The organism is Methyloligella solikamskensis (genome assembly GCF_042676065.1).
GTDB lineage: Bacteria > Pseudomonadota > Alphaproteobacteria > Rhizobiales > Methyloligellaceae > Methyloligella > Methyloligella solikamskensis.
Map to the genome: position 1 here is coordinate 236,391 of NZ_JBHTJO010000001.1, position 23,394 is coordinate 259,784.

The window sequence follows — 23,394 nt, forward strand, 5'->3', positions numbered from 1 at the left end:
TGATCTTGATAACCGTCATGGAAGCTTCGACAATCATTCCGAGCTTCGGGGAACCTCTAGGGGTAGCGGGTCCCGGGGCGAGTGGAGAAGAAGTACGATGGGGGCTGAACTTCTCGCCGTGCAGGGGCGCGCGGTGAGCAGCGGTCAATCCTATCGCGGACCCGGCGCGTTTCGCCGGTTGATGCTGAGTGGGGTGGCCAGGCTGCGGTATCCGGGCAGTGACGCGGAGCAACTGTTGCTCGCGCCGCAAGAATTGCGGACGGCCGATCCAAGCTTTTCGACAGAAATCTTCAACGGGCATTTCGGCCTGGCCGGCACCCATGCGGTGATCGGCAGTCATTCACCGTTCGAGATCATGGCGCCGTCTGAGGCCTGGACCCGGGAGCTGCACGGCTTCGGCTGGCTGCGGAATCTCCGGGCGGCCGGCAATGCGCTGGCCCACGAGCAGGCCCAGGGGCTCTTCGCCGATTGGGTGAAGCAACAAAAGACGGTCCCGGCGTTAGCCTGGCGCCCCGATGTGGTCGGGCGGCGGGTGATCTCCTGGCTCGCCAACTGCATGGTGGTGCTCGATACGGAGAATGTGGACGCCTATCACAGCTTCATGCATGAGCTGACGGCGCAGCTCCGCTATCTCTCGGCCATGCACCGGGAGGCGCCGGACGGGGCGCCCCGGCTCGTCTCCGTCATGGCGCTGGTCTATGGCGGGCTCTGCATCGCCGATCAGCAGCCGGTGGTGAAGCGCTACACGCGGCCCCTGGCCAAGGAGCTGGAGCGGCAGATCCTGCCCGACGGCAGCCATATCTCCCGCAATCCGATCGTCCTGGTGGAGCTGCTGCTCGATCTTCTGCCGCTGCGGCAATGCTTCGTGGCACGGGACCTTACGCCTCCGCCGGAGCTGACGAGCGCCATCGACCGGGCCATGACCGCGTTGCGGTTCTTCCGGTTCCGGGACGGCGACCTCGCGCGTTTCAACGGCACGGGCGCGACGCCCTCCGATGCTTTGGCTACGCTGCTCGCCTATGACGAGTCACAGTCTCATCCGCCTCGGGCGGCGACGGTCGGCAAATACGGTCGGCTGGAGCGTGGCACCTCGGTGCTGCTCGCCGATATCGGTGCAGCGCCGCCATTGACCTTGAGCCGCCATGCGGCGGCCGGCTGCCTCTCCTTCGAGCTGGTGGTCGACGGCACGCCGGTCATCGTCAATTCAGGCGCGCCGGGGCCGGAGCATGGGGAGTTCGCCGCCATCTCCCGGGCGACGGCCGCTCATTCCACCCTGACAGTGGAAGAGGAGTCCTCGGGGCTTTTCGAGCGCATGGGACAAGCCGCGCCGGTCCGGCCGGATGCCACACTGATCGGACCGCCGGAGGTTACCGGCGAGGTGATCGACGAGGGCGAGGCGCTCGAGCTGAAAGGCCGCCATGAGGGCTACAAGAAGACCTTTGGACTGGCCCATTCCCGGCAGATCGTGCTGGCGCCTACCGGCGCCCTTATCAGCGGGCGCGACGTGCTCACGCCCGTGGGGCCGCGGGCCAAGGGCGTGCCCGTCGGCGCGCTGGCCTATACGGTGCGTTTCCATCTCCACCCGGAGGTGCGCGCTGCCGTGACGCCCGGGGGCAGGAGCATCGAGCTCACCTTGCGGAACGGCGAGATCTGGCATCTCTCGTCCAATGCGCGGGAGATCGGGCTGGAATCCAGCCTCTATTTCGGCGACGAGCGCGGCCCGCGGGACAGCCTGCAGGTGGTGCTGTCAGGCTTCGTGGGCGACGAGGAGGCACGCACCTCCTGGTCCATCGAGCGGGTGAGCGCGAGTCCGAAAAAGGCCGAAGCCACGGCGGCGCGCAAGCCGGAGATGGTGTAGCGACACCTCCGAAGAGCGGCGATCGTATTCGTCCGGGCCTTGCGGGTTCGCTATTCGAGACCTTGCGGCTTCGGCTTGCTTTGCCGCTCTTCCCGATTCGTGATAACCGCCCCTTCTCATCATCCCAATTCCCAGGACTGCCGCCTCATGGATCAGCGAAAGATCGGCCGCGCGCTACTCTCTGTCAGCGATAAGACAGGCCTCGTCGATTTTGCACGTGGGCTTGCGAAGCGCGGCGTGAAGCTCGTTTCCACCGGCGGGACGGCCCGCACGCTGAAAGAGGCCGGGCTGGAGGTTCAGGACGTCTCGGATCTCACCGGTTTTCCGGAGATGATGGACGGGCGGGTGAAGACGCTCCATCCGACGGTGCATGGCGGGCTGCTCGCCAAGCGGGACGATGCGGACCACGTCGCGGCCATGGAAGCCCACAACATTCCGCCCATCGATCTGCTGGCGGTCAATCTCTACCCCTTCGTCAAGACGGTCGAAGGCGGCGCGGACTACGACACAGCAGTGGAGAATATCGATATCGGCGGTCCGGCGATGATCCGCGCGGCAGCGAAGAACCATGACGGCGTGGCCGTGGTGGTGGAGCCCGGGGATTACGAGCGGCTTCTAACGGCGTTGGACGAGGGCGATGGGGCGACGCCGCTTTCCCTGCGCAAGGAGCTGGCGGCCAAGGCCTATGCCCATACGGCGGCCTATGACGCAGCGATCTCCCGCTGGTTCGCCGAGCAGATCGGCGACGACACCCCACAGACCCGCACGATTTCGGGTCAGCTTTCTTTGGCGCTCCGCTACGGCGAGAACCCCCATCAGGAGGCCGCCTTCTACAAGACGGGCGAGAAGCGCTTCGGGGTTGCGAGCGCGGAGCTGGTTCAGGGGAAGGCGCTCTCCTACAACAATCTCAATGACACGGATGCAGCCTATGAGCTGGTTGCCGAGTTCGATTCGAACGAGACGGCGGCCATCGCCATCATCAAGCACGCCAATCCGTGCGGCGTGGCCCAGGCCGCGACCCTGAAAGAGGCTTACGAGAAGGCGCTGGCTTGCGACTCCGTGAGCGCCTTCGGCGGTATCGTGGCGGCGAACCGGAAGCTGGATGCGGACGCGGCGGAAGAGATCGTCAAGATTTTCACCGAGGTGATCATCGCGCCCGATGCGAGCGACGAGGCGAAGCAGATTATCTCGCAAAAGAAGAATCTGCGGCTTCTGCTGGCGGGCGGGCTGCCCGATCCTACCGAAGCCGGGCTGACCTTCCGGTCGCTGGCCGGGGGCTTCCTGGTTCAGGGGCGGGACAACCAGACCCTCGATAGGGCCAATCTCAAGGTCGTGACCAAGACCCAGCCGAGCGAGTCGCAGCTCGCCGACATGATCTTCGCCTTCACGGTCGCCAAGCATGTGAAGTCCAACGCCATCGTCTACGCCAAGGACGGGGCGACGGTCGGGATTGGCGCCGGGCAGATGAGCCGGGTGGACTCTACCCGCGTGGCCTATTGGAAGGGCGAGGCGGCGGCAGAAGCGCTGGGACTCAAGGATGGCCTAACCGAAGGCGCGGTCGTCGCGTCCGACGCCTTCTTCCCCTTCGCCGACGGGATAGAGGTGCTGGCGGAAGCGGGCGCGACCGCCGTGATCCAGCCCGGCGGCTCCATGCGGGATGAAGAGGTGATCGAGGCGGCCGACCGGCTCGGCCTCGCCATGGTCTTTACCGGCTTGCGCCACTTCCGGCACTAGTTTGCGGCACTAATCCCGGGCACTTGCCGGCAACCTCACTTTCATCAGCAGCCACAGCCCTGCGAGCAGGAACGCCACGGAGGTGGAGATACCGATGCGCTGGCTGTTGGCCAAATAGGTCACCGCGCCGATGGCAAGCGGCGCTGCGAAAGCCGTGACCTTTCCGGAGAAGGCGAAGAAGCCGAAGAACTCCGTCGTCTGGCCTTCCGGAGTCAGCCGCGCCATGAGGGTGCGGCTCGCCGCCTGGATGGGGCCTGAAGCAATCCCGATCAGCATGGCGAAGACGAGATAGGCCTGCTCCCCCACGGACGCGAAGAGCGGGGCGCCCTCTTCGGCGGGCGCGACCTGGAGCACGAACAAGATCTCGTCGGGGTCGATGGAAAGCACGCCGATCGCGCCCACGATCAGCAGAAGCAGCATGGCGGCGATAACGGGCTTCGGTCCGAACCTGTCGTCGAGATGACCGCCCGCCCAGGCACCGAGGGCCGCGGCGACAGCCAGGATGATGCCGAACAGGCCCATCTCCGTGGCCTGCCAGCCGAAGACGGTCGCGGCATAGATGCCGCCGAAGGCGAAGATGGCGCCGAGACCGTCGGCATAGAGCATGCGGGCCAGCAGAAAGAGCGCAGCCTGACGGTGTTCCCGCACGAGTTTGCGGAGCTGAGTGATAAGGCCAGGCCTGCGCGTCGGTGCGACTTTACGGGCGGCCACCGGCCTGTCCGGCGTGAAGAGGAAGAGGGGCAGGACGAAGACGACGTACCAAAGGGCCGAGAACGGCCCGACGAAGCGGTCCCCTTCCCGGGAGGCCGTACCGAGCGGGAGGAGCGGATCGAGCCCCAACAGGGTCTTGCCCGTATCGGGATCGGCCACGAGGAGGCCCGCGACCACAACGAGGCTCAGCAAACCCCCGACATAGCCTGCCGCCCAGCCCGTGCCGGAGAGCTTGCCGAGATTTCGGTTCGGCACGAGGTCGGGCATCATGGCGTTGTTGAAGACGGCGGCGAGCTCCGCCGCCATCAGGGCGATGCCGAAGGCTACCAGAATAATCAGCGCTCGGCCGGGATAGGCCGGGTCGGCGAGCCACAGGCCGCACAGCCCGACAACGAGCAGCACGGAGAAGAGCGCGATCCAGGGTTTGCGCCGCTGATGGCGCGCGTCGGCATAGCCGCCAAGAATGGGCGCCAGGATCGCCGCAAGGAGCTGCCCGAACCCCGTGGCGTAGCCCCACAGGCTCGCCCCGAGGATGGGATCGGCGGAGAAGCCGTTCACGAAATAGGGCGCGAAGAGAAAGGTGACGACCAGGGTGTAGAAGGGCTGGGTCGCCCAATCGAACATGATCCAGCCGAATAGAGCGCGAGGGCGGCTTCCGCCGCTAGCGGACGGTGGCGTCGCCATCCAGCACGATCAGATGATTGGGAAGCTCGTCGCATTCCATCCCGTCGGGCGGGAAATGCTCGGCCAGGACGTCGCCGCAGCGGGCGATGGCCCTGGTGAAGGCTTCCGTCTGATCGCCGGCGCGAATGCGTTCAAGGAAGATCTCGACGATGCCGTCCCAGACCTCCTGATCGACCTTCTCGAACACCGCCTCGTCTGCGATCACCTCGGCAAAGCGCTCGGCCATGGAAACGAAGAGCAGGATGCCGGTGCGGCCCTGGGTCGTGTGAAGGTTCTGGGCGAGGAACTGATCGACGGCCTTGGCATGCGCCCGGGCGCGCTTGATGCTCGGCGGCACCAGGGAAAAGCGCAGCGCATCCAGGCGCAGGATCGGCAAGAGCAGCAGGAAGGTGACGAGCTGAATGGCGTAAACCAGGTCGAGAGCCCAGTCGGTGAAGACCATCAAGGGGATCGGCACAGCCAGCGCGATCAAGGCGGACCAAAGCACGGTGAAGGAGGCGTAGCCGTCCGAGGCGTGGGCGACGATTACAACGATCTCGCCCGAGGTCCGGGTCTCGGCGCGGGTGATGGCCTGGGCGATCTCGGCCCGGTCTTCGACGGTGAAGTCTATCTTCGCCACGAATGGACCCCTTCGTTTTCGTGAATCATGGCCGACCTCACCAGCTCCCCGACGAGCCGCCGCCACCGAAGCCGCCGCCCCCTCCGGAGAACCCTCCGCCACCGCCGAATCCGCCGCCGCTCGAGCCGCCGCCCCAGCTAGACCGACGTCCGCTGCCGGTACCCGGTCCCGGACCGTAGCTCAGAACGTAGACCACATAGGCGATGATCACGATCCAGATGATGATCGTGATCCAGTCGACCTCGTCGTCGGCGTATTGGGGGGGTACGGCGCGCTGCTGGAGCTCTTCCTCATGACCGGTAAGCGCCAGGGTGATGTCGTCCACGCCGGATTCGATGCCGCCGGGAAAGTCGCCGTTGCGGAAGCGCGGCAAGATCGAGTTCTCGATGATGAGATGGGTGAGGATGTCGGTAAGCTTGCCTTCCAGGCCGTAGCCCACCTCGATGCGCACCTTCCGCTCCTTGGGCGCCACGATCAGCAGCACGCCGTTGTCGAGCTGCTTGGTGCCGATGCCCCAATGGCGGCCGAGCTGATAGCCGAAATCCTCGATGGTCTCGCCCTGCAGGCTCGGCAGGGTGACGACGACGAGCTGGTCGGAGGTCTCATCCTCCAGGGCTTTCAGCCTGGCGGTGAGGTCCGTTTCCTGGCTGGGATTGAGAAGGTTCGCGTCGTCGACCACCCGGCCGGTCAGTGCCGGGAAGTCGGGCGCGGCATGGACCGTGGCCGGAAGGAAGAGATACAGAGCCAGGACGGTGAGCACGCCTGCGAGACAGGCCATCGTCGATCGCAGCTGCCGGCCGGGATGCGGCATGGCGTGCCTCCGAATTCCGCTCAGGCCCTAGAAGCTCACCTTGGGCGCCTCGTCGCTCCCCGGATTGGCCGAGAAGTTCTGCATAGGCTCGGAGTCAGGATACATCAGCGCGCGCCACCAGCGGCCGGGAATAGTCCGGAGCTCGGTGTTGTAGGCGCGGACCGCCTCCACATAGTCGCGGCGGGCGACGGCGATGCGGTTCTCGGTGCCCTCGAGCTGAGACTGGAGGGCCAGATAATTCTTGTTGGCCTTCAGGTCCGGGTAGTTCTCCACCACGACAAGGAGCCGGCCGAGAGCGGAGGACAGCTCGCCCTGGGCGTCCTGGAATTTCTGGAAGGCTTCCGGATTTGTGGTGATGTCCTCCGGAATCTGCATCTGGGTCGCCTTGGCGCGGGCCTCGACCACGTCGGTCAGCACCTCACGCTCATGGGCGGCTGAGCCCTTCACGGTCTCCACGAGATTGGGAATGAGATCGGCCCGGCGCTGATACTGGTTCTCGACCTGGCTCCAGGCTGCCTTGGCCTGCTCTTCGAGGGTGGGAATGGTGTTGATGCCGCAACCGGCGAGAAGCGTGGCGGCAAAGCCGATGAGCGCCGCGCGGACGATTAAGCGCCGCGGCGCCTGCGAGATAGCCAACATCCGATTCCTCCCTCGGAAATTCGTGCTTGTCGCGAATGGCGGGACACGTTGGCCCAGCCCGTGCCCGGCGCCTGCCCCCGTTGCCATTGGCGCAAGCCCCAGCCTGTTTCGATGTATGGGGCGGAAACCGCCAAGGCAAGCGGTTTCCCGGGACCTTGCAGCCCGTCAGGCCCTGGATTGCTGGCCTTCGGCGCGCCCGTCGCCGTCCGGCTGAAGGCGGACCGGGATCTTGCCGCCGGCCTCCGTAAGGGCCGAATCGAAAGCCTGAAGATGCAGGGTCCGGGTCGGGAAGGCGAAGTCGATGCCCTGCTCGCCGAAGGTCCGGAAGATGCCGAAATTGATCGCCTGCTGAACGTCCATATAGACGCTGTAGTCCTCGCTCAGCACGTAATAGACGATCTCGAAATTGAGCGAGGAATCGCCGTAGGTGGCGAAGTGTGCGCGGTCGAACCGGGCGCGTTCGGTGTTCTCCACCACGTCCTCGATGATGGACGGAATTGCTTCCAGCTTGTCGGGCGTCGTGTCGTAGACGATGCCGATATGGAACACGATCCGGCGCTCGGCCATGCGCTTGTAGTTGTGGATCCGCGAGGTGATCAGGTCCGAATTGGCGCAGACGATCTGCTCGCCGGACAGGCTGCGGATGCGCGTCGTCTTGATGCCGATCTTTTCGACGTTGCCTTGCTGGTCGCCGAAAATGATGAAGTCGCCAACCTCGAAGGGCCGGTCTAGGACGATGGCCAGGGACGAGAAGAGATCGCCCAGCACGTTCTGGGCGGCCAGGGCGACGGCCACGCCGCCGATGCCGAGACCGGCGATCAGGGCGGTGATATCGAAGCCGACATTGTCGAGGATCAGCAGCAGCGCCAGGGACCAGATGGTCACCCGGGCGAGAGCCTGCATGAGCGAGATTGCGCTGCGGATGGGCGCCTTGGTCCGGGTGGTGGCGAAGCGCCAGACGAGACCGGCGCGGGCGATCCGGTCCGCCCAGACCGCACATTGCAGGAAGAGCGCGATGACGAAGACCGTCTCGATCAGGTCTTCGGATGCGTTGGGCAGGGAGAGCACCGTGCTGCCCGCATAGATCGACGCGACGACAATGAAGATGGTGGAAAGCCGTTCGACCAAATCCGCGAAGATATGCGACCAGGCCATATCGGCTTCGGGACGCGGCTTCGGCAGCCGCTTCAGCAGGATGAAGCGCAGGCCCATCAGCGCGCTGGCCGTGACCGCGATGATGATCGCCGCCAGGATCCAGAGGGTGATGATGTTCCCGTAGATCTCGTTTTCCAGGTACTGAAGCATGCCTTCCCTATGCGCTAGCGGCGGTCACCCGGCCCCGGATGGCCTTTCCTCTCCCATAGCAGTGTGCCGGGATCAAGATGCGGGCCTCAGAGCGACGGAAATGTGATTCGGTGCCTAACGGGTCCTGAAGCGCTGCAACAACTGTTGCTAGAAGGAAACAAACGATAAGAATCTGTCTCGGCGGAACGCTTCCATTCAGCTCTCGTTCACATGGATGTGCAATTGTTTAGCTGAGCGGCTGTGTCCAGATTATAAAAGTTTTCCGTAACTTGCGGTCTGTCAGAGTGTGACCTGAACGGCCCGGTGCGGAAGACCTTAGCGATCGGCACGTTTCGTGGAGGCATGTTTGGCCTTCACAATGGAGCCATGAGTCACGAGTTTAGTCTCCCTCCCGTAGGAGCGGGCATCTAGAGAGGGGATTGGGGTGTTAACACGCATGACGATTGAGACGGCCATCCGGGCCGTACGAGACGGCGGATATCGCAGTTTTCCGGCGATTGCGTCGGCAGGCATCCTGGCCGCAGCGATTTCGCTGGCGCCGGTGAATGGGCCGGCCTTCGCAGCCGATAAGAACAAGGACGCCGAAGCGACCGATCCGGTGACCCAAGCGGCCGCCAGCGACGAGCCGATGACGCTGATCGTCGCTCTGGACGCCCAGAAGGTCGACATCTATCGCGGGACCAAGCTCATCACGAGCTCCAGCGTCTCCACCGGCATGCGCGGCCACACCACGAAGAGTGGCGTGTTCAGCGTGTTGGAGAAGAAGCGCCGGCACTATTCCAACCTTTATAACGGCGCGCCTATGCCCTGGATGCAGCGGCTGACCTGGTCGGGGACCGCGCTTCATGCGGGCGCTCTTCCGGGCTATCCCGCCTCCCATGGCTGCATCCGCCTTCCTTACAACTTCGCGCCGAAGCTGTTCGAGATGACGGGTGTGGGCGAGAACGTCGTGGTTTCGCGCAATCGTCCGGAGCCGCGTATCATTGAGCACGCCAAGCTGTTCCAGCCGCTGCCGATGCCGACCCCGCCGGTGGTCTCCAAGGCCGACCGGACGAAGCAGAAGGCTAGCGCGGAGCAGGGCGAATCCCAGAGCTTTGCCGATGCCGCGAGCCCGGTGATCCTCGCCAATGCCGAGATGTCCTCGGACGACGCGGCGGCGAAAAGCGATGCCGACGAGCATGCGATTGATCCGTACGACATCGCGAGCACCGACGACGCCGGCTCCGACATGGTGGATCGCGGCACCGATCACGCGATAGACGTTGACCGTCCGCTGTCATTGGCGGCCAAGAAGCTGAATGCTGGCGGCCTCGATGCCGCTGCGGCGGCCGCTGAGCCGCGCAACGAAGCGCCGCTGCGTATCCTCATCACCAAGGCGACTAAGCGCGACCGGATCCGCGGCGTGCAGTTCCAGCTCGCCGATCTGGGCTACCTGACGCCGCAGATGTTCGACGGCACCTTCGGGAGCCTGACCATCGACGCGATCAAGGATTTCCAGCGCGATCACGACATGCCGCCCTCCGGCGCCGTCACCGACGATGTAGTCAAGGCGATCTACGAGGCCAACGGCAAGGACATGCCGCCGAACGGCCATCTGTTCGTGCGCCGGGAGTTCGACCGCGTGTATGACGTGCCGGCGGCGATCTCCATGCCCAACCAGGATCTGGGTACCCATGTCTTCACGGCGATGAACTTCTCTTCCGGCGACACGAAAGCCCGCTGGATGGCCATCAGCACCAATGACGGCGATCCCTATGCGGCGCTGGACCGGGTCGAGATTCCGGAAGAGGCGCGCCAGTGGATCTCCGAGCGGCTGACGCCGGGCTCCTCGCTGATCATTGGCGATACCGCGATCAACACTGCCGCCCTGCCCGAAGGCGCCGACTATGTCGTCCTTGCGGAAGATCCCGGCAAGCCTGCCGCGCGGCCGGTGAGCACTTACAGCCGTCCGCAGCAGCCGCGGGTGGAACAGCGCCGCTACTACTACGAGCCGCGCCGCCGCGAGCGCCGACGGACGGGCGGCCCCTTCTGGTTCCGCTACTAAGCCGCACCGCAAAACGACAGACGAAAAACAAAGGCCTGGCGTCATATGACGTCAGGCCTTTTCGTTCCGGCAGTGTCCGTGGGTCAGGTCCTCAGCGGAGCCTCGGGGAACCCTCGTCGAGATCCTCGGCATGCATCAAGCCTAGGGCGTAATTGCGCAAAGAGTGCACGGCCGCCTTGGCGTCGAAGTCTGGGTCGATGACGGAGCGGACCATGACGCCGTCGAGATAGGTTGAGAACAGCTCGATCATGCGGTCGATCTCGGCGGCGCTGAAGCGGCCCTTGCTTGCTTCGCTCATGGCTGCGGCGAGGATATCGTGCTCGCCTTCGTAGAACCGCTTGATGGCGTCGTCGATGCGGGCGACACGCGTGGCGGAGCTCGCATAGTCCACGCTGATCTTCACGAATTTCCGGATCAGCTCGAGCTGCTCGACATGGGTTTCGAGCCAGTTGGCGATCACCGCTTCGGGATCGCCGTCCGCCGGGCGCCGCGCCTCGAACGCCTCCATGGTGCGCTGGACGGCGGTTTCGACCGTATCGCGGAACAGATCTTCCTTGTCGTCGAAGTAGTAGTAGATCATCGCCGTGTTGAGGCCGGTGGCCTGGCCGATCTCCTTGATGGTCACGGCGGAGAAGCTCTTCTGGGCGAAGAGGTCCAGGGAGACGTCGCGGATGCGCGCGGCGTTCTTGGAAGCCCGCTGGCCGCTGCGGCCGGCCGACTTCACCTTGCGGGCAGCCGTTGCCGACGATGTCATACGGCGGGCTTTGACGGCCGGAGCCTTGCTCTTTCGCGCCGCAGTCCCGGCGGAGGTCTTCTTTGCCGGGCCGGGCTGCGAACGCGAAGCGGTAGCCTTCCCACTCTCGGCTTTCGTCCCCGTCTTGCGGGTCCCTTTTTTCGTTCCGACGTTCTTGCCGCGCATTCCGTTCCCGCCCACTCCTTCCTCACCCTAGCGGAGCGAACGCGAATTTCCACAATTTGTAGGCGTGAAATCGCCTGCGCCCGATGATTAGGCAAAGTCTGCCGCATAAGTCGGCAATCTAGGCATGCACAGCGTGTTAATTAATGAATTAATTGAACTCCCAAATGGCATGCTCGTTGCTTGAACTTTCGGGATGAATGCCCGGCAACATCGCGGCGAACGAAGGAACGTAATGACCCAGAAAACACACTACCCGCAGACGAAGGATGGGCTCGAAGCCGCTGGCGTGAAATATCTGGCCGCCAGCTTCGTGGATATGCACGGCGTGTCGAAAGCCAAGATGGTGCCGATCCACCACTACGACCGGATGATGGAAGGATCGGAGCTGTTCACCGGCGCGGCGCTGGACGGCGTACCTCAGGAGGTCAGCGACGAGGAGGTCGCCGCAGTGCCGGATCCGGCATCGGCGAAGATCCTGCCCTGGGACCCGGAGGTAGCCTGGTTCGCCTCGGACTTGCGCTGCGAGGGCAAGCCTTTCGAAGCCGGAAGCCGCAACATCCTGAAGCGGGTGCTGAGCCAAGCGGAACATCGGGGATACGGCCTGAATCTCGGCATGGAGGCGGAATTCTTCGTGCTGGAGGACACACCGGACGGCGGGTACACGCCGGTCTCCAAGCGGCACAATCTGGAGAAGCCGGCCTACGATCTGGCGCGTCTCCTGGACAACAAGGCGTGGTTCGGTCCGCTGGCGGAAGCCATGGATGGGCTCGACTGGGGTCTCTACTCCTTCGACCACGAGGACGGGATCGGCCAAGTCGAGTTCGACTTCAAATTCTTCCCCGCCCTTCAGATGGCCGACAACTACGTCTTCTTTCGCATGATGGCGAATGAGATTGCCCGCCAGCATGGGGCGTTCGCCACCTTCATGCCGAAGCCATTCGGGGACCGGGCCGGGTCGGGCGCGCATTACAACATGTCGCTCTACGACCTGGAGTCGGGCGGGAATCTCTTCGCGGCGGATGACGACCCGCGCGGCAACCACCTCTCGACCCTCGGCTATCAGTTCACCGCCGGCATTCTGAAGCACCTGCCGGCCATCTGCGCCGTCGTGGCACCGTTTGTGAATAGCTACAAGCGGCTGGTGAAGCAGGGCTCCATGTCGGGCTTCACCTGGGCCCCGATCTTTTGCTGCTACGGCAACAACAACCGGACCAACACGGTGCGCATCCCGCTGGAAGGAAAACGTGTGGAGCTGCGAGCCGCGGATAGCGCCTGCAATCCGTATCTGGGTGCTGCGCTGGTGCTTGCCGCCGGTCTGGAAGGGATCGAGCAGGAGCTCGACCCCGGCGAGCCCCATACGGAGAACATGTATCTCAAGACGCAAGAGGATCTGGAGAACGCCGGCATCGAGATGCTGCCCAAGACCCTCAACCACGCGCTTGATGCATTCGAAGCCGATCCGCTCACCAAGACCGTGTTCGGCGAGGCGATGCATGGCTCCTGGCTCGATTTCAAGCGCCAAGAGTGGCTGGCCTACATGAACCATGTCTCCGACTGGGAGAAGGATCGGTATCTGAAATTTTTCTAGGGGATTCGGGAACGAGAACTCTGAGGGAGATCAGCGTGAGCAAAGACTACCCAACGAAAGAAGAGCTGGAACAAGCCGGCGTGAAGTATCTCGCCGCGAGCTTCGTGGACATGCACGGGGTGCCGAAGGCGAAGATGGTCCCGATCCATCACTACGACCGGATGATGGAGGGCTCGGAGCTGTTCACCGGCGCGGCGCTGGACGGCGTGCCCCAGGAGGTGAGTGACGAGGAGGTGGCTGCGGTCCCGGACCCGGCGTCCGCCAAGATCCTGCCCTGGGACCCGGAGGTGGCGTGGTTCGCCTCGGACCTGCGCTGCCACGGCAAGCCCTTCGAGGCGGGCAGCCGCAACATCCTGAAGCGTGCGCTCGACAAGGCGGCCGAAAAGGGTCTCGGCATGAATCTCGGCATGGAGGCCGAGTTCTTCGTGTTCGAGGACACCGAGGACGGCACGTTCGAGCCGGTCTCCAAGCGGCCCCAGCTCGACAAGCCCTGCTACGACCTGGTGCGCCTGCTCGACAACAAGCCATGGCTGCGGGACATCGTGGAAGCGGTGGAGGAGTTCGATTGGGGCCTCTACTCCTTCGACCACGAGGACGGCGTCGCCCAGGTTGAGCTGGACTTCACCTATTTCCCGGTCCTGGAGATGGCGGACAATTTCGTCTTCCTGCGCATGATGGCAGGCGAGATCGCGCGCCAGCACGGCTATTTCGCCAGCTTCATGCCGAAGCCCTTGAGCGAGCGAAGCGGCTGCGGGGCGCATTACAACATGTCGCTCTACGATCTTGAGTCGGGCGACAATCTCTTCGCCACGGACCACGATCCGCGCGGCAACAATCTCTCGAAGCTCGGCTACCAGTTCATCGCCGGCGTGCTGAAGCACCTGCCGGCCATCTGCGCCGTCGTTGCGCCGACCGTGAACAGCTACAAGCGGCTGGTGAAGCAGGGCTCCATGTCCGGCTTCACCTGGGCGCCGATCTTCTGTTGCTACGGCGACAACAACCGCACCAACACCTTGCGCATTCCGCTGGAAGGCAAGCGCGTCGAGCTGCGCGCCGCGGACGGCTCCTGCAATCCTTATCTGGGTGGCGCCATGGTGCTGGCGGCAGGGCTGGAAGGCATCGCCAACGATCTCGATCCCGGCGAGCCCCACACGGAGAACATGTATCTGAAATCCGAAGCTGAGCTGAAGGAGATGGGCATCGAGACTCTGCCCAAGACTCTGGAAGAGGCGCTCGACGCGTTCGAGGCTGATCCGCTGTCGAAGGAGGTGTTCGGCGAGGCGATGTTCGATTCCTGGCTCGATTTCAAGCGCCAGGAATGGCTCGCCTACATGAACCACGTCTCCGACTGGGAGAAAGAGCGCTACCTCAAGTTCTTCTAGATCGTTTCCGTTAGGCGGCGCCTGCACTGCCGTCACCAACGGCGCCGCTTGGCTGACCCTTCCGTACCCGTGATCCCTTGGCGGGGCGGAAGGGTCAGAGCGGTGGCTGCGCCTCTTGAGCGCGGCGGCATTGCGAGCGATGAGTGCGATCCCTACCTTTCTCGCTGAAGCGGGTCTTGCGGCCTCGCAAACCATTCGACGTCCCACACGTTCTTTCAGCGAATATTCCAAGGAGATTGCCCATGTCGACGACACCATCGGCGGCCGCCTCCGGCCAATTCAAGATCGGCGACATCACCGTCAACCGGCTCGGCTTCGGCGCCATGCGCATCACCGGCAAGGGCGTCTGGGGCGATCCTCAAGACCCGGAAGAGGCAAAGCGCGTGCTGAAGCGCCTGCCGGAGCTGGACGTCAATCTCATCGATACGGCCGACAGCTACGGCCCGTTCGTCAGCGAGGATCTCATTCACGAGGTCCTCTCCCCCTACAAGGACATGCTGATCGCCACCAAGGGCGGGTTTGCCCGCCTTGGGCCGGCGATCTGGGAGCAGCTCGGCCGCCCCGAATATCTGAAGCAATGCGTGCTGATGAGCATGCGCCGCCTGGGGGTCGACCACATCGACCTTTGGCAGCTTCACCGGATCGATCCCAAGCTCCCCGCGGAGGAGCAGTTCGAAGCGATCGCCGAAATGCAGACGGAGGGGCTGATCCGCTATGTGGGGCTGAGCCAGGTCTCGGTGGACGAGATCAAGCTGGCCCAGAAATACTTCCCCGTGGTCACGGTGCAGAACCGGTTCAATCTCGTGGACCGCTCCAGCGAGGACGTGCTCGATTTCTGCGAGAAAGAGGGAATCGGGTTCATTCCCTTCTTCCCGCTCGCGGCCGGCGACCTGGCCAAGCCCGGCTCGGTCCTCGACGGCATCGCCAAGAAGCTCGACGCAAGCCCCGGCCAGGTGGCGCTTGCCTGGACCTTGAAGCGCAGCCCCGTGATGTTGCCTATCCCCGGCACCAGCAAGGTGAAGCATCTGGAAGAGAACGTTGCGGCAGGGTCGCTTGAGCTCACGGATGAGGATTTCGCCGCACTCGATGAGCAAGGTAAGGAAGCCGAGGCAGCGTAAGGCTTCCCTGGAAATGGCTGGTGCCTTTCGGCCTGCGCCACGTTTACATCTCGACAAGCGGTGCCCCGTTATCGTCATGTTTGACCGGAATCGATAGAAATTCGGTCACGCTTTAGTCACCCGCTTTGTCTAGGTCTCAAGGCTGGGGGCGTTTCGGGACCGCATCGGGTCGCGTCATGCGAGGATCGTTCGCACTATGAGCCATTCGGAGAAACCTGCTCCGTCTTATATCCGGGTCGGCAGCCGCCGCATCCGGGTCCCCCGCCGCAAAGCGGTCCGTGTCGGCATGGCGCTGACCCTCATCATCAGCGGCATCCTGCCCACACCGCCGGGTCCGGTCTTCACCGTCCCCATGGGCTTAGCGATTCTCTCGATCGATTATCCGAGGCTACGGCGCTTCCGCCGCAAGGCGATCGTCCGGCTTGGACGGCGTCGCCAACAGCGCCTGCAGCGCAAGGCTCTCAACGGCGCCGCTCAGCCTGCCATGAGCCGAAGCTGAGCTCTCACCAGACCGGTCCCGCCTCGGCGGGGCCTCTCATATCTTCTTGAGATCCGTGCGGGCTTCGAGCTCGGCGGCCTCCTCTTTGCGCTCGCTATAGCGGTCCGTCAGATAGTCCGAACAATCGCGGGACAGCAGCGTGAACTTGATCAGTTCCTCCATCACGTCGACCACCCGGTCGTAGAAGGGGGACGGCTTCATGCGGCCGTCTTCGTCGAACTCCTGATAGGCCTTTGCGACGGAGGACTGGTTGGGGATGGTGATCATCCGCATCCAGCGGCCGAGGACGCGCATCTGGTTCACCGCATTGAAGCTTTGGGAGCCGCCGGAGACCTGCATCACCGCAAGCGTACGGCCTTGAGTCGGGCGAATGGAGCCAACGGAAAGCGGAATCCAGTCGATCTGAGACTTCAGGACCGCGCTCATGGAGCCGTGGCGCTCCGGGCTTACCCAGACTTGGCCTTCGGACCATTCCGAAAGGCTTCGCAGCTCGGCGACTTTCGGATGATCGGCTTCGACCGCGTCGGGCAGCGGAAGACCTGTGGGATCGAAGATTCGGGTCTCGGCCCCGAAACGAACCGCCAGTCGCTCGGCTTCCTGCGCCAGGAACCGGCTATAGGACCGCTCGCGCAACGATCCGTAGAGAAAGAGGATGCGCGTCGGGTGCGTCGAGCGGGCCCCTGTGAGCTCGTCACGATCGGGGACGCGCAGGGATGCCTCGCTGATATTCGGAAGATCGGCCAAGCTGTTATTGGCCCACACGCTTGCCGCTGGAATCGACGACCGCCTCGCCGTCCTCCTTGGTGAATGCGCCTTTCTGGCCGGGCAGGATATCGAGCACCGTCTCCGACGGGCGGCAGAGCTTGGTCCCGAGATCGGTCACCACGAAGGGCCGGTTCAGCAGAATCGGGTGCTCCTCGATGGCATCGAGAAGCTGGTCGTCGGTGAGGCTCTCGTCGTCCAGCCCCAGCTCTTCGAACGGCGTGCCCTTCTGGCGCAGGGCTTCGCGCACCGTGAGCCCCGCATCGGCGATCAACTTCTTCGTCTCGGCCTTAGACGGCGGCGTCTTCAGATATTCGATCACCGTGGGCTCGATGCCGGCATTGCGGATCATGGCCAGAACGTTGCGGGACGTGCCGCATTTGGGATTGTGGTAGATGGTCGCTTTCGTCATGGGTTTCCCTGGTTCACGCGGTCTCTTCGCCCGTTCTCGTCTCGTTGCGTGCCGCCGCGGCCTGCGACGCTCCCCGCTCATACCAGCCCTTGGTGCGATTGACGATGGCGACCACGCTGAGCATCACGGGCACCTCGATGAGCACGCCGACCACGGTCGCGAGCGCCGCGCCAGACTGGATGCCGAACAGGCTGATGGCGGCGGCGACCGCCAGCTCGAAGAAGTTCGACGCGCCGATCAGGGCGGAAGGCGCGGCCACGCAATGCTGCTCGCCGGTCCAGCGATTGAGCAGATAGGCGAGGCCGGAATTGAAATAGACCTGGATCAGGATCGGCACGGCCAGCAGCGCGATCACATAGGGCTGGGCCAGGATCTGCTCGCCCTGGAACGCGAAGAGCAGAACGAGAGTGGCCAGCAACGCGGAGAGCGCGATGGGCTGGATTCGGTTCAGCAGCTTTGCGAGCGCCGCTTCGCCGCCGTGATGCAGTATGCGGTTCCGGATGAGCTGGGACGCGATCACGGGCACCACGATATAGAGCCCGACGGAAAGCAGCAGCGTCTCCCACGGCACGGTGATCGCCGACAAACCGAGCAGCAGCCCGACGATGGGCGCGAAGGCGAAGATCATGATGGTGTCGTTCAGGGCGACCTGGGTCAGGGTGAAGTGGGGTTCGCCCTTGGTGAGGTGGGACCAGACGAAGACCATGGCGGTGCAGGGCGCTGCGGCCAGGATGATGAGACCGGCGATATAGCTGTCGATCTCGGCTGCGGGCAGCAGGTCGCGGAAGAGATAGCCGATGAAGACCCAGGCCAGGGCCGCCATGGTGAACGGCTTCACCGCCCAGTTGATGAACAGCGTCACGCCGATGCCGCGCCAATGCTCCTTCACCTTGGACAAGGCTGCGAAGTCGATCTTCAGCAGCATGGGCACGATCATCAGCCAGATGAGCACCGCGACAGGCATGTTCACATTGGCGATCTCCGCGTCGCCCAGGGCCTGGAAGACACTGGGGAAGAGATGGCCGAGCGCGATGCCGGCGACAATGCAAAGGGCGACCCAGAGGGTCAGCCAGCGTTCGAAAAATGGCATGAGGTGTGCTCTCTCGGTGTGAGGCTCTCTTGGTGCGAGGCTTTTGCGTCCGCGCCTTAGGCGCTCTCGCGACGCGTCGTGCTGCCTTCGGTCTCGCCGATCTCGCGCAGGCGATTACCCAGCGCGATCGTATCGAGGCTCTTGATCGGCAGGGACGTGAAAATAGAGATGCGGTTTCTCAGATAGCGGAGCGCGGTGACGAAGGCGGCCTCCTTCTCGAACTCCGCGCCTTCGACGGCGGCCGGGTCCTCGATGCCCCAATGGGCGGTCATGGGTTGGCCAGGCCAGACGGGGCAGACCTCGCCTGCGGCGTTGTCACAGACCGTGAAGACGAAATCCATCTCCGGCGCGTCCGGCGCGCTGAACTCCTCCCAGCCCTTCGGGTGGAGGCCGTCGGTCGGATAGTTGAAGCTCTCCAGGGTCTTGATCGCCAGGGGGTTCACCACCGGCTTGGGATGGCTGCCGGCGGAAAACGCCCTGAAGCGGCCATAGCCCTCCCGCCGCAAGATGCTCTCCGCCATGATGGAGCGGGCGGAGTTTCCGGTGCACAGGAAAAGTACGTTGAAGGGACGCTCGGTCATTGTTGCTTCCTCGATTGGGGGCGGTTTTCGCCACAGCAGGACTGAAGATCGGCAATCAGCGGCTCGCAGATCTCCTCCCGCCCGCCGCAGCAATCCTTCAGCAGATAGCCGGCCAGGGCCTGAACGGTCTGGAGCTTGGCGCGATAGATAATGGAGCGACTCTGACGCTCCGCTTCGACAAGGTCGGCGCGGGTGAGGCTCGCCAGGTGCGAAGACATGGTGTTGTGGGGCACCTGAAGCGCACGAGCGATATCGCCGGCGGGAAGCCCGTCCGGCGCATGGCGCACGAGCAGGCGGAACGCCTCGAGCCGGGTTTCCTGGGCGAGGCTGGCGAAGATCTCGATGGCGTCTAGTGTTTCCATATGTCGAGACTACTCGACATATGGAAACGAATTCAAGAGGAATTCTTATGGGCGGTACGCGTGCGTCAGATGAAGCGGTGGGCGTGCCCTTAAGAGGGCTGCTAATGTATGGGGGACGGCACGACGACGAAGAGGCTTTGATGGCGGCGAATTCCGACCGGAACGCGGACTTAGAAAACGAGAACGGTGCGCGCTCGCCCCGGTCTTCGCCCCATGACGCGCTGAACCGGAAGATCGTGCAGCTGCTGCAGGCGGACGGGCGGATGAGCTTCCGGGAAATCGCCGAGCAGCTCGATGTCTCCGAAGGCACGATCCGCAACCGCGTGGCATGGATGCGGGAGGCCGGCGTGATGACCATCGCCGCGGTGGTCGACCCCACGGTGATGCAATACACAGCCGACGCCATGCTCGGGATCAAGGTGGCGCCGGATGCGACACCGGCCCAGGTGGCCGAACGGCTCGGCCGGCATAACGAGGTGGTCTACGTGTTGTGGGTGAGCGGCCGCTACGACCTGCTGGTGGAGGTCGTGCTGAACGCGGACGAAGACCTCACCGGGTTCCTGACCGAGCATTGCTACGACCAGTCCGACATCGCCTCGGTCGAGGTGATGACCGGGCTCAAGATGTACAAGAACCAATTCCTGCTGAAGCGCTATTTCGACTAGGGCGCCCACAGGCTTTCCCCTCTCCACGCACTTCTTTTCCTCACCTATCGTACCGCCTTTCCACATCAGACGGGGAAAACCGGCTGCCTGATCCCTAAGCAGGCTGCCGCATGTCTGCGCATATATTGCTTTTAACGCCCTTATTTGCGTTTTCCGCAATTTTTACCTTGCACCTTTGCGCTTTACGTAGCCTGGTTGGTCTCAAGCCAACACGAACATGACAGGAGGCCAGCCATGGGCGCCTATGTGGAGCGTTTCGAAGATGCCCTGCCAACGAAAGGCAAGGTCGACGAGGTCCGGCGCGAGCTCGACGCCGCCGGGGTTAAGGCCGTGCTCTCCTGCTGGATCGATCTGTTCGGCCAGCCGAAGACCAAGCCGGTGCCGATCGAGGATTTCGACGATCTGTGCATGGGCAAGGGGCCGCAATTCGCGACCCATTCGATCTCCTTCGTACCGGAGCTGACGCCCGCCGATCCGGACCAGGTCATGGTGCCCGATCTCGACGCGGTCTATGTCTGCCCGTGGGACACTTCCATCGCGATCATCTTCGCCGATCTCTTCCATGAAGACGCGCCCTACAATGTCTGCCCGCGCCAGGCGCTGAAGCGGGCGGCGGCAAAGGCGAAAGACAAGGGCTATCTTGGCTTCGCCGGCGTGGAGCCGGAGTTCATCGTCATGCGCTATGACGAGAACGGCCAGCCGGTGAAGGCGATCGACGACGAGCCGGCCGGCGGGCCCGATCTACGGCGCCAGGCTTTCGGCTACGACGTCGAGTACTCGCTCGCTTCGATGCCGTTCTTCAGCGTCGTGATCGAGATGCTCAACGGGCTGGGTTGGGAGCTGCACGACGTGGTCTGCGAAGGCGGCTATTCCCAGTTCGAGCTCGATTTCGGGTTCACCGACCTGGTGGAGATGGCGGACCGGCTGGTCTTCCTGCGCATCCTTCTGAAGGAGGTGGCGAAGTCCCAGGGCATGTTCGTCACCTTTATGCCGAAGCCGACGCAAGGAGACTGGCGGTCCGGCGCCCATATCAACTTCTCGCTCCAGGCGGCGGACAATCCCGGCACCAATCTCTTCGGCTCGAAGTCCGACGGGTGGAGCAAGACGGCGATGGCGGCCGTGGGCGGGCTGATGGCCCATGGCGAGGCGCTGACGGCGATCACCTGCCCGACGGTCAATTCCTATAACGGGCTAGTGCCGCGGGTCGGCGGCTTCGAAGGCGGCACGGTGACCTGGGCGCCGACCAACATCACCTACGGCCACAACAACCGCTCGGCCCAGTTCCGGCTGCCCCAGAACCGCTACTGCATCGAGAACCGGGCGGCGGATATGTGCATGAACCCGTATCTCGCTTTCGCCCTGACCCTGACGGCGGCGCTGGACGGCATCACCTCGGAGACCGATCCCGGTGCGCCGACGGATCGCGACCTCTATTCCATGACCGACGAAGAGTTTACCGAGCTGGGCATCAAGCGGCTGCCGCGCAATCTCTTCGCGGCGACGGAAGCTCTGCGCGCCGATCCTATCGCTGAAGAGGTGATGGGACCGGTGATGCTGAAATCCTATCTCGCCTACAAGACGGACGAGTGGGAGCGCTATCACCAGGCGGTCACAGACTGGGAAGTGAGAGAGTATCTGCGGCTGTTCTGAGCCGGCACCTGCCCACTCGTCAGACTTCGGCGGGAATCGCGAAGAGCACCACGAGGAGTCCGATCACAACGCCGAGGGCGAAAAAGGCCGCGCGCCAGCGATGGCCGTTGCGCCAGGCCGCGAGCGCTGCTTGCAGGGACTGCAGGGCGTAGTAGGCCACGAAGATCTTCGAGGCGTAGGCGATGATCTCGTAGATATCGGCGATCCAGGTGATGACGATGGCGGCGAGCGCCGTGACCAGGTTGCCGAGCTCCACGCTCAAGCGCTTCTTGCTGGTCTCCGAAACGAGGCCGCCAGCCCCATTCATGTCGGCGACGGCCGCGGAGAACTGGGACGCCAGGGCCACAATGATGATCATGGGGCCGACAGTGGCCCCCAAGGGTGCGAGCATATCGATGATCGCCGTCTCGCCACCCTCCTTCGGCAGGTTGCCGGTGAAGTACTGCGTCACCAGCAGGATGAAGCCGATATAGATTGCGGTCGCGACCCATTGGGCCCAGCGCATGGTCTTCACCCGGGTGGCCGTGTCGTAGGCCGCGCCGAGATAGCGCGACGTCTCGAAGCCCTGTACCAGGACGATGAGGCCCAGCAGGATCTCGATCTCCTTCAGACCGCGGGGGTGGTCGGGCGTCGCCCACGCGAAGGTGCCGTTCATGAATGCGAGCACCGTCGCCAGGATGAGGGCTGCGAAGAGGCCGCCGATCACCGACAGCTTCAGCCCGACCGCGCCGAGCTCCAGATGCTCAAGCGCCCGCAAGCCACCGCGCAAGCCCACCAGACCGATGGATCCGATAACGGCCGTGGCGCCGACCCGGATCCAGAACTGTGCGGTGATGTCGTCCAGCCTGAGGCCAAAGGCCGCGAAGAGGTTGAGGTAGTAAGCGACGGAGACGAAATAGGCGAGGAGCAGGGCGATATCGGCGGCCCGCTCGATGAGGCTAACGGTCCACGACGCGGTGCCCTTTTCCAGCACCGGCTCCACATGGACGATGTTGTAGCGGATGGCCGCGCCGAAGAAATACGCGATGGCGCAGAGCCCCGCCATGGCGGCCCAAGCGAGATCGCCCGCCGCATGGGCCAGGATCGGGCCGGCAACGAGGAAGCCGGAGCCGATGATGGAGGCGAGCGGGGTGACCGTCGCTTTCCAGAGAGGCGATTTGAGAAGCCGGGGATGGAAGAAGACGATGGCGAAAAGAAACGAGGCGCCCAGCAAGGCAATTCCGGTCGCCGTCATCGAATGCTCCATTTCCGCCAGGGGAGCCCCGCGTTCAATCAAGTTCGGCCAAATGCGTCAAGGCGCGTTAGGCTGGCTGCGACATCGGAAAAATGCGGCAAGGAGACAATGCGATGTGGGATGAGCGATTCCAGCAGCCTGGGTATTTCTACGGTACGGAGCCGTCGGCGTTTCTGAAGCGGGAAGCGCAGCATCTCCGACCCGGCCGCAAGGCGCTCTCCATCGCAGACGGGGAAGGCCGCAACTCCGTCTTCATGGCCGAGAAGGGGATGGAAGTGACCGCCATGGATGGCTCCGAAGTCGCCGTTGAGAAGGCCAAGAAGCTCGCCGCGGAGCGCGGCGTGGAGGTCGATTATCGCGTCGGCGACATCACTAGCTGGGACTGGCAGCCGGACGCCTATGACGTGGTGGCCGGTATCTTCTTTCAGTTCTTGAATCCCGAAGAGCGGAAAGAGGTCTTCGAGGGGCTGCGGCGGTCTCTGCGCAAGGGCGGCGTGCTGCTGCTGCACGGCTATCGGCCCGATCAGGTGGATTACGGTACGGGCGGCCCGCCGTATCGAGAGAACATGTACACCGAGACCCTGCTCTGGGAGGAGTTCGCCTCCCTGGAAGTTCTGCGGCTGGAGGCTTATGACGCGGAGATCCACGAGGGTCAGGGCCATAACGGCATGTCAGCCCTCATCGACCTGGTCGCCCGGAAGATCTGAGGGCTTTTCCTCCCCCTATG

At 63.7% G+C, this 23,394-nt stretch carries 22 protein-coding genes; 10 read left to right on the plus strand and 12 right to left on the minus strand.

All coding sequences use genetic code 11. The features are described 5' to 3' along the window. Positions 1 to 97: 97 nt before the first annotated feature. Entirely contained in the window at positions 98 to 1,858 is a 1,761-nt protein-coding gene (locus tag ACFQ2F_RS01150; RefSeq protein ID WP_379084468.1) for a heparinase II/III family protein, read from the plus strand. Between the two features lie 147 nt (positions 1,859 to 2,005). Then, positions 2,006 to 3,592, plus strand: a complete 1,587-nt coding sequence (gene purH / locus ACFQ2F_RS01155; RefSeq protein ID WP_379084471.1) for a bifunctional phosphoribosylaminoimidazolecarboxamide formyltransferase/IMP cyclohydrolase — start codon at positions 2,006 to 2,008, stop codon at positions 3,590 to 3,592. 9 nt (positions 3,593 to 3,601) lie between these two features. Here the strand turns inward: purH and ACFQ2F_RS01160 are convergent, their stop codons facing one another. The 5 genes from ACFQ2F_RS01160 to ACFQ2F_RS01180 all read right to left on the minus strand — a co-directional run bounded on the left by ACFQ2F_RS01160 (position 3,602) and on the right by ACFQ2F_RS01180 (position 8,361). Continuing rightward, on the minus strand, positions 3,602 to 4,927 hold the full coding sequence (locus tag ACFQ2F_RS01160) for an MFS transporter (protein WP_379084474.1): 1,326 nt from the start codon (positions 4,925 to 4,927) through the stop codon (positions 3,602 to 3,604). 37 nt (positions 4,928 to 4,964) lie between these two features. Next, positions 4,965 to 5,606, minus strand: a complete 642-nt coding sequence (locus ACFQ2F_RS01165; RefSeq protein ID WP_379084478.1) for a TPM domain-containing protein — start codon at positions 5,604 to 5,606, stop codon at positions 4,965 to 4,967. Between the two features lie 37 nt (positions 5,607 to 5,643). After that, a complete protein-coding gene (locus ACFQ2F_RS01170; RefSeq protein WP_379084481.1) occupies positions 5,644 to 6,417 on the minus strand; it encodes a TPM domain-containing protein in 774 nt (257 codons plus the stop codon). Between the two features lie 27 nt (positions 6,418 to 6,444). Continuing rightward, positions 6,445 to 7,056, minus strand: coding sequence for a LemA family protein (locus ACFQ2F_RS01175; protein WP_379084484.1), 612 nt, complete (start codon positions 7,054 to 7,056; stop codon positions 6,445 to 6,447). Between the two features lie 165 nt (positions 7,057 to 7,221). Beyond that, positions 7,222 to 8,361: a mechanosensitive ion channel family protein gene (locus ACFQ2F_RS01180; protein WP_379084487.1), complete on the minus strand. Its 1,140-nt coding sequence runs from the start codon at positions 8,359 to 8,361 to the stop codon at positions 7,222 to 7,224. A 436-nt stretch (positions 8,362 to 8,797) separates the two neighbouring features. Here ACFQ2F_RS01180 and ACFQ2F_RS01185 point away from each other — a divergent pair, with 436 nt between their 5' ends. Further along, positions 8,798 to 10,405, plus strand: coding sequence for a L,D-transpeptidase family protein (locus tag ACFQ2F_RS01185; RefSeq protein ID WP_379084490.1), 1,608 nt, complete (start codon positions 8,798 to 8,800; stop codon positions 10,403 to 10,405). A gap of 91 nt (positions 10,406 to 10,496) precedes the next feature. Here the strand turns inward: ACFQ2F_RS01185 and ACFQ2F_RS01190 are convergent, their stop codons facing one another. Beyond that, on the minus strand, positions 10,497 to 11,159 hold the full coding sequence (locus ACFQ2F_RS01190; protein ID WP_379084493.1) for a TetR/AcrR family transcriptional regulator: 663 nt from the start codon (positions 11,157 to 11,159) through the stop codon (positions 10,497 to 10,499). Between the two features lie 397 nt (positions 11,160 to 11,556). On the opposite strand from ACFQ2F_RS01190, the gene glnT (ACFQ2F_RS01195) reads away from it, so the two are divergent. The 4 genes from glnT (ACFQ2F_RS01195) (at position 11,557) to ACFQ2F_RS01210 (ending at position 15,911) form a co-directional block, all read left to right on the plus strand. Further along, the gene (gene glnT, locus ACFQ2F_RS01195) at positions 11,557 to 12,912 is read left to right on the plus strand and encodes a type III glutamate--ammonia ligase (protein ID WP_379084496.1); all 1,356 of its coding nucleotides are present in this window, start codon (positions 11,557 to 11,559) and stop codon (positions 12,910 to 12,912) included. A gap of 35 nt (positions 12,913 to 12,947) precedes the next feature. Then, a complete protein-coding gene (gene glnT / locus ACFQ2F_RS01200; RefSeq protein ID WP_379084499.1) occupies positions 12,948 to 14,294 on the plus strand; it encodes a type III glutamate--ammonia ligase in 1,347 nt (448 codons plus the stop codon). A 242-nt stretch (positions 14,295 to 14,536) separates the two neighbouring features. Continuing rightward, positions 14,537 to 15,412 carry an aldo/keto reductase gene (locus ACFQ2F_RS01205; RefSeq protein ID WP_379084501.1) on the plus strand — a complete coding sequence of 292 codons (876 nt, stop codon included), beginning with the start codon at positions 14,537 to 14,539 and terminating at the stop codon, positions 15,410 to 15,412. A 196-nt stretch (positions 15,413 to 15,608) separates the two neighbouring features. Then, positions 15,609 to 15,911 (plus strand): hypothetical protein, encoded by a 303-nt coding sequence (locus ACFQ2F_RS01210; protein ID WP_379084504.1) that lies wholly within the window; start codon positions 15,609 to 15,611, stop codon positions 15,909 to 15,911. 36 nt (positions 15,912 to 15,947) lie between these two features. Here ACFQ2F_RS01210 and arsH read toward each other — a convergent pair whose 3' ends face one another. The 5 genes from arsH to ACFQ2F_RS01235 are packed head-to-tail and all read right to left on the minus strand — an operon-like array spanning position 15,948 to position 19,118. Beyond that, positions 15,948 to 16,673 carry an arsenical resistance protein ArsH gene (gene arsH, locus ACFQ2F_RS01215; protein ID WP_379084507.1) on the minus strand — a complete coding sequence of 242 codons (726 nt, stop codon included), beginning with the start codon at positions 16,671 to 16,673 and terminating at the stop codon, positions 15,948 to 15,950. Then, positions 16,660 to 17,085 (minus strand): arsenate reductase (glutaredoxin), encoded by a 426-nt coding sequence (gene arsC, locus ACFQ2F_RS01220; RefSeq protein WP_379084510.1) that lies wholly within the window; start codon positions 17,083 to 17,085, stop codon positions 16,660 to 16,662. Before arsC ends, arsH begins: the two co-directional genes overlap by 14 nt. 13 nt (positions 17,086 to 17,098) lie before the next feature. Next, the gene (gene arsB, locus ACFQ2F_RS01225; RefSeq protein ID WP_379084513.1) at positions 17,099 to 18,175 is read right to left on the minus strand and encodes an ACR3 family arsenite efflux transporter; all 1,077 of its coding nucleotides are present in this window, start codon (positions 18,173 to 18,175) and stop codon (positions 17,099 to 17,101) included. A 56-nt stretch (positions 18,176 to 18,231) separates the two neighbouring features. Then, the gene (locus ACFQ2F_RS01230; RefSeq protein WP_379084515.1) at positions 18,232 to 18,756 is read right to left on the minus strand and encodes an arsenate reductase ArsC; all 525 of its coding nucleotides are present in this window, start codon (positions 18,754 to 18,756) and stop codon (positions 18,232 to 18,234) included. After that, entirely contained in the window at positions 18,753 to 19,118 is a 366-nt protein-coding gene (locus ACFQ2F_RS01235) for an ArsR/SmtB family transcription factor (RefSeq protein WP_379084518.1), read from the minus strand. The genes ACFQ2F_RS01230 and ACFQ2F_RS01235 overlap by 4 nt, the downstream gene beginning before the upstream one ends. Positions 19,119 to 19,258: 140 nt before the next feature. Here ACFQ2F_RS01235 and ACFQ2F_RS01240 point away from each other — a divergent pair, with 140 nt between their 5' ends. Beyond that, positions 19,259 to 19,783: an Lrp/AsnC family transcriptional regulator gene (locus tag ACFQ2F_RS01240; RefSeq protein ID WP_379084521.1), complete on the plus strand. Its 525-nt coding sequence runs from the start codon at positions 19,259 to 19,261 to the stop codon at positions 19,781 to 19,783. Positions 19,784 to 20,017: 234 nt separating this feature from the next. Next, positions 20,018 to 21,433, plus strand: coding sequence for a glutamine synthetase family protein (locus ACFQ2F_RS01245; protein WP_379084524.1), 1,416 nt, complete (start codon positions 20,018 to 20,020; stop codon positions 21,431 to 21,433). Between the two features lie 19 nt (positions 21,434 to 21,452). On the opposite strand, the gene ACFQ2F_RS01250 is transcribed toward ACFQ2F_RS01245, so the two are convergent. Further along, positions 21,453 to 22,667, minus strand: a complete 1,215-nt coding sequence (locus tag ACFQ2F_RS01250; protein WP_379084527.1) for a hypothetical protein — start codon at positions 22,665 to 22,667, stop codon at positions 21,453 to 21,455. A 113-nt stretch (positions 22,668 to 22,780) separates the two neighbouring features. Here ACFQ2F_RS01250 and ACFQ2F_RS01255 point away from each other — a divergent pair, with 113 nt between their 5' ends. Continuing rightward, on the plus strand, positions 22,781 to 23,374 hold the full coding sequence (locus tag ACFQ2F_RS01255) for an SAM-dependent methyltransferase (RefSeq protein WP_379084531.1): 594 nt from the start codon (positions 22,781 to 22,783) through the stop codon (positions 23,372 to 23,374). Positions 23,375 to 23,394 lie beyond the last annotated feature (20 nt).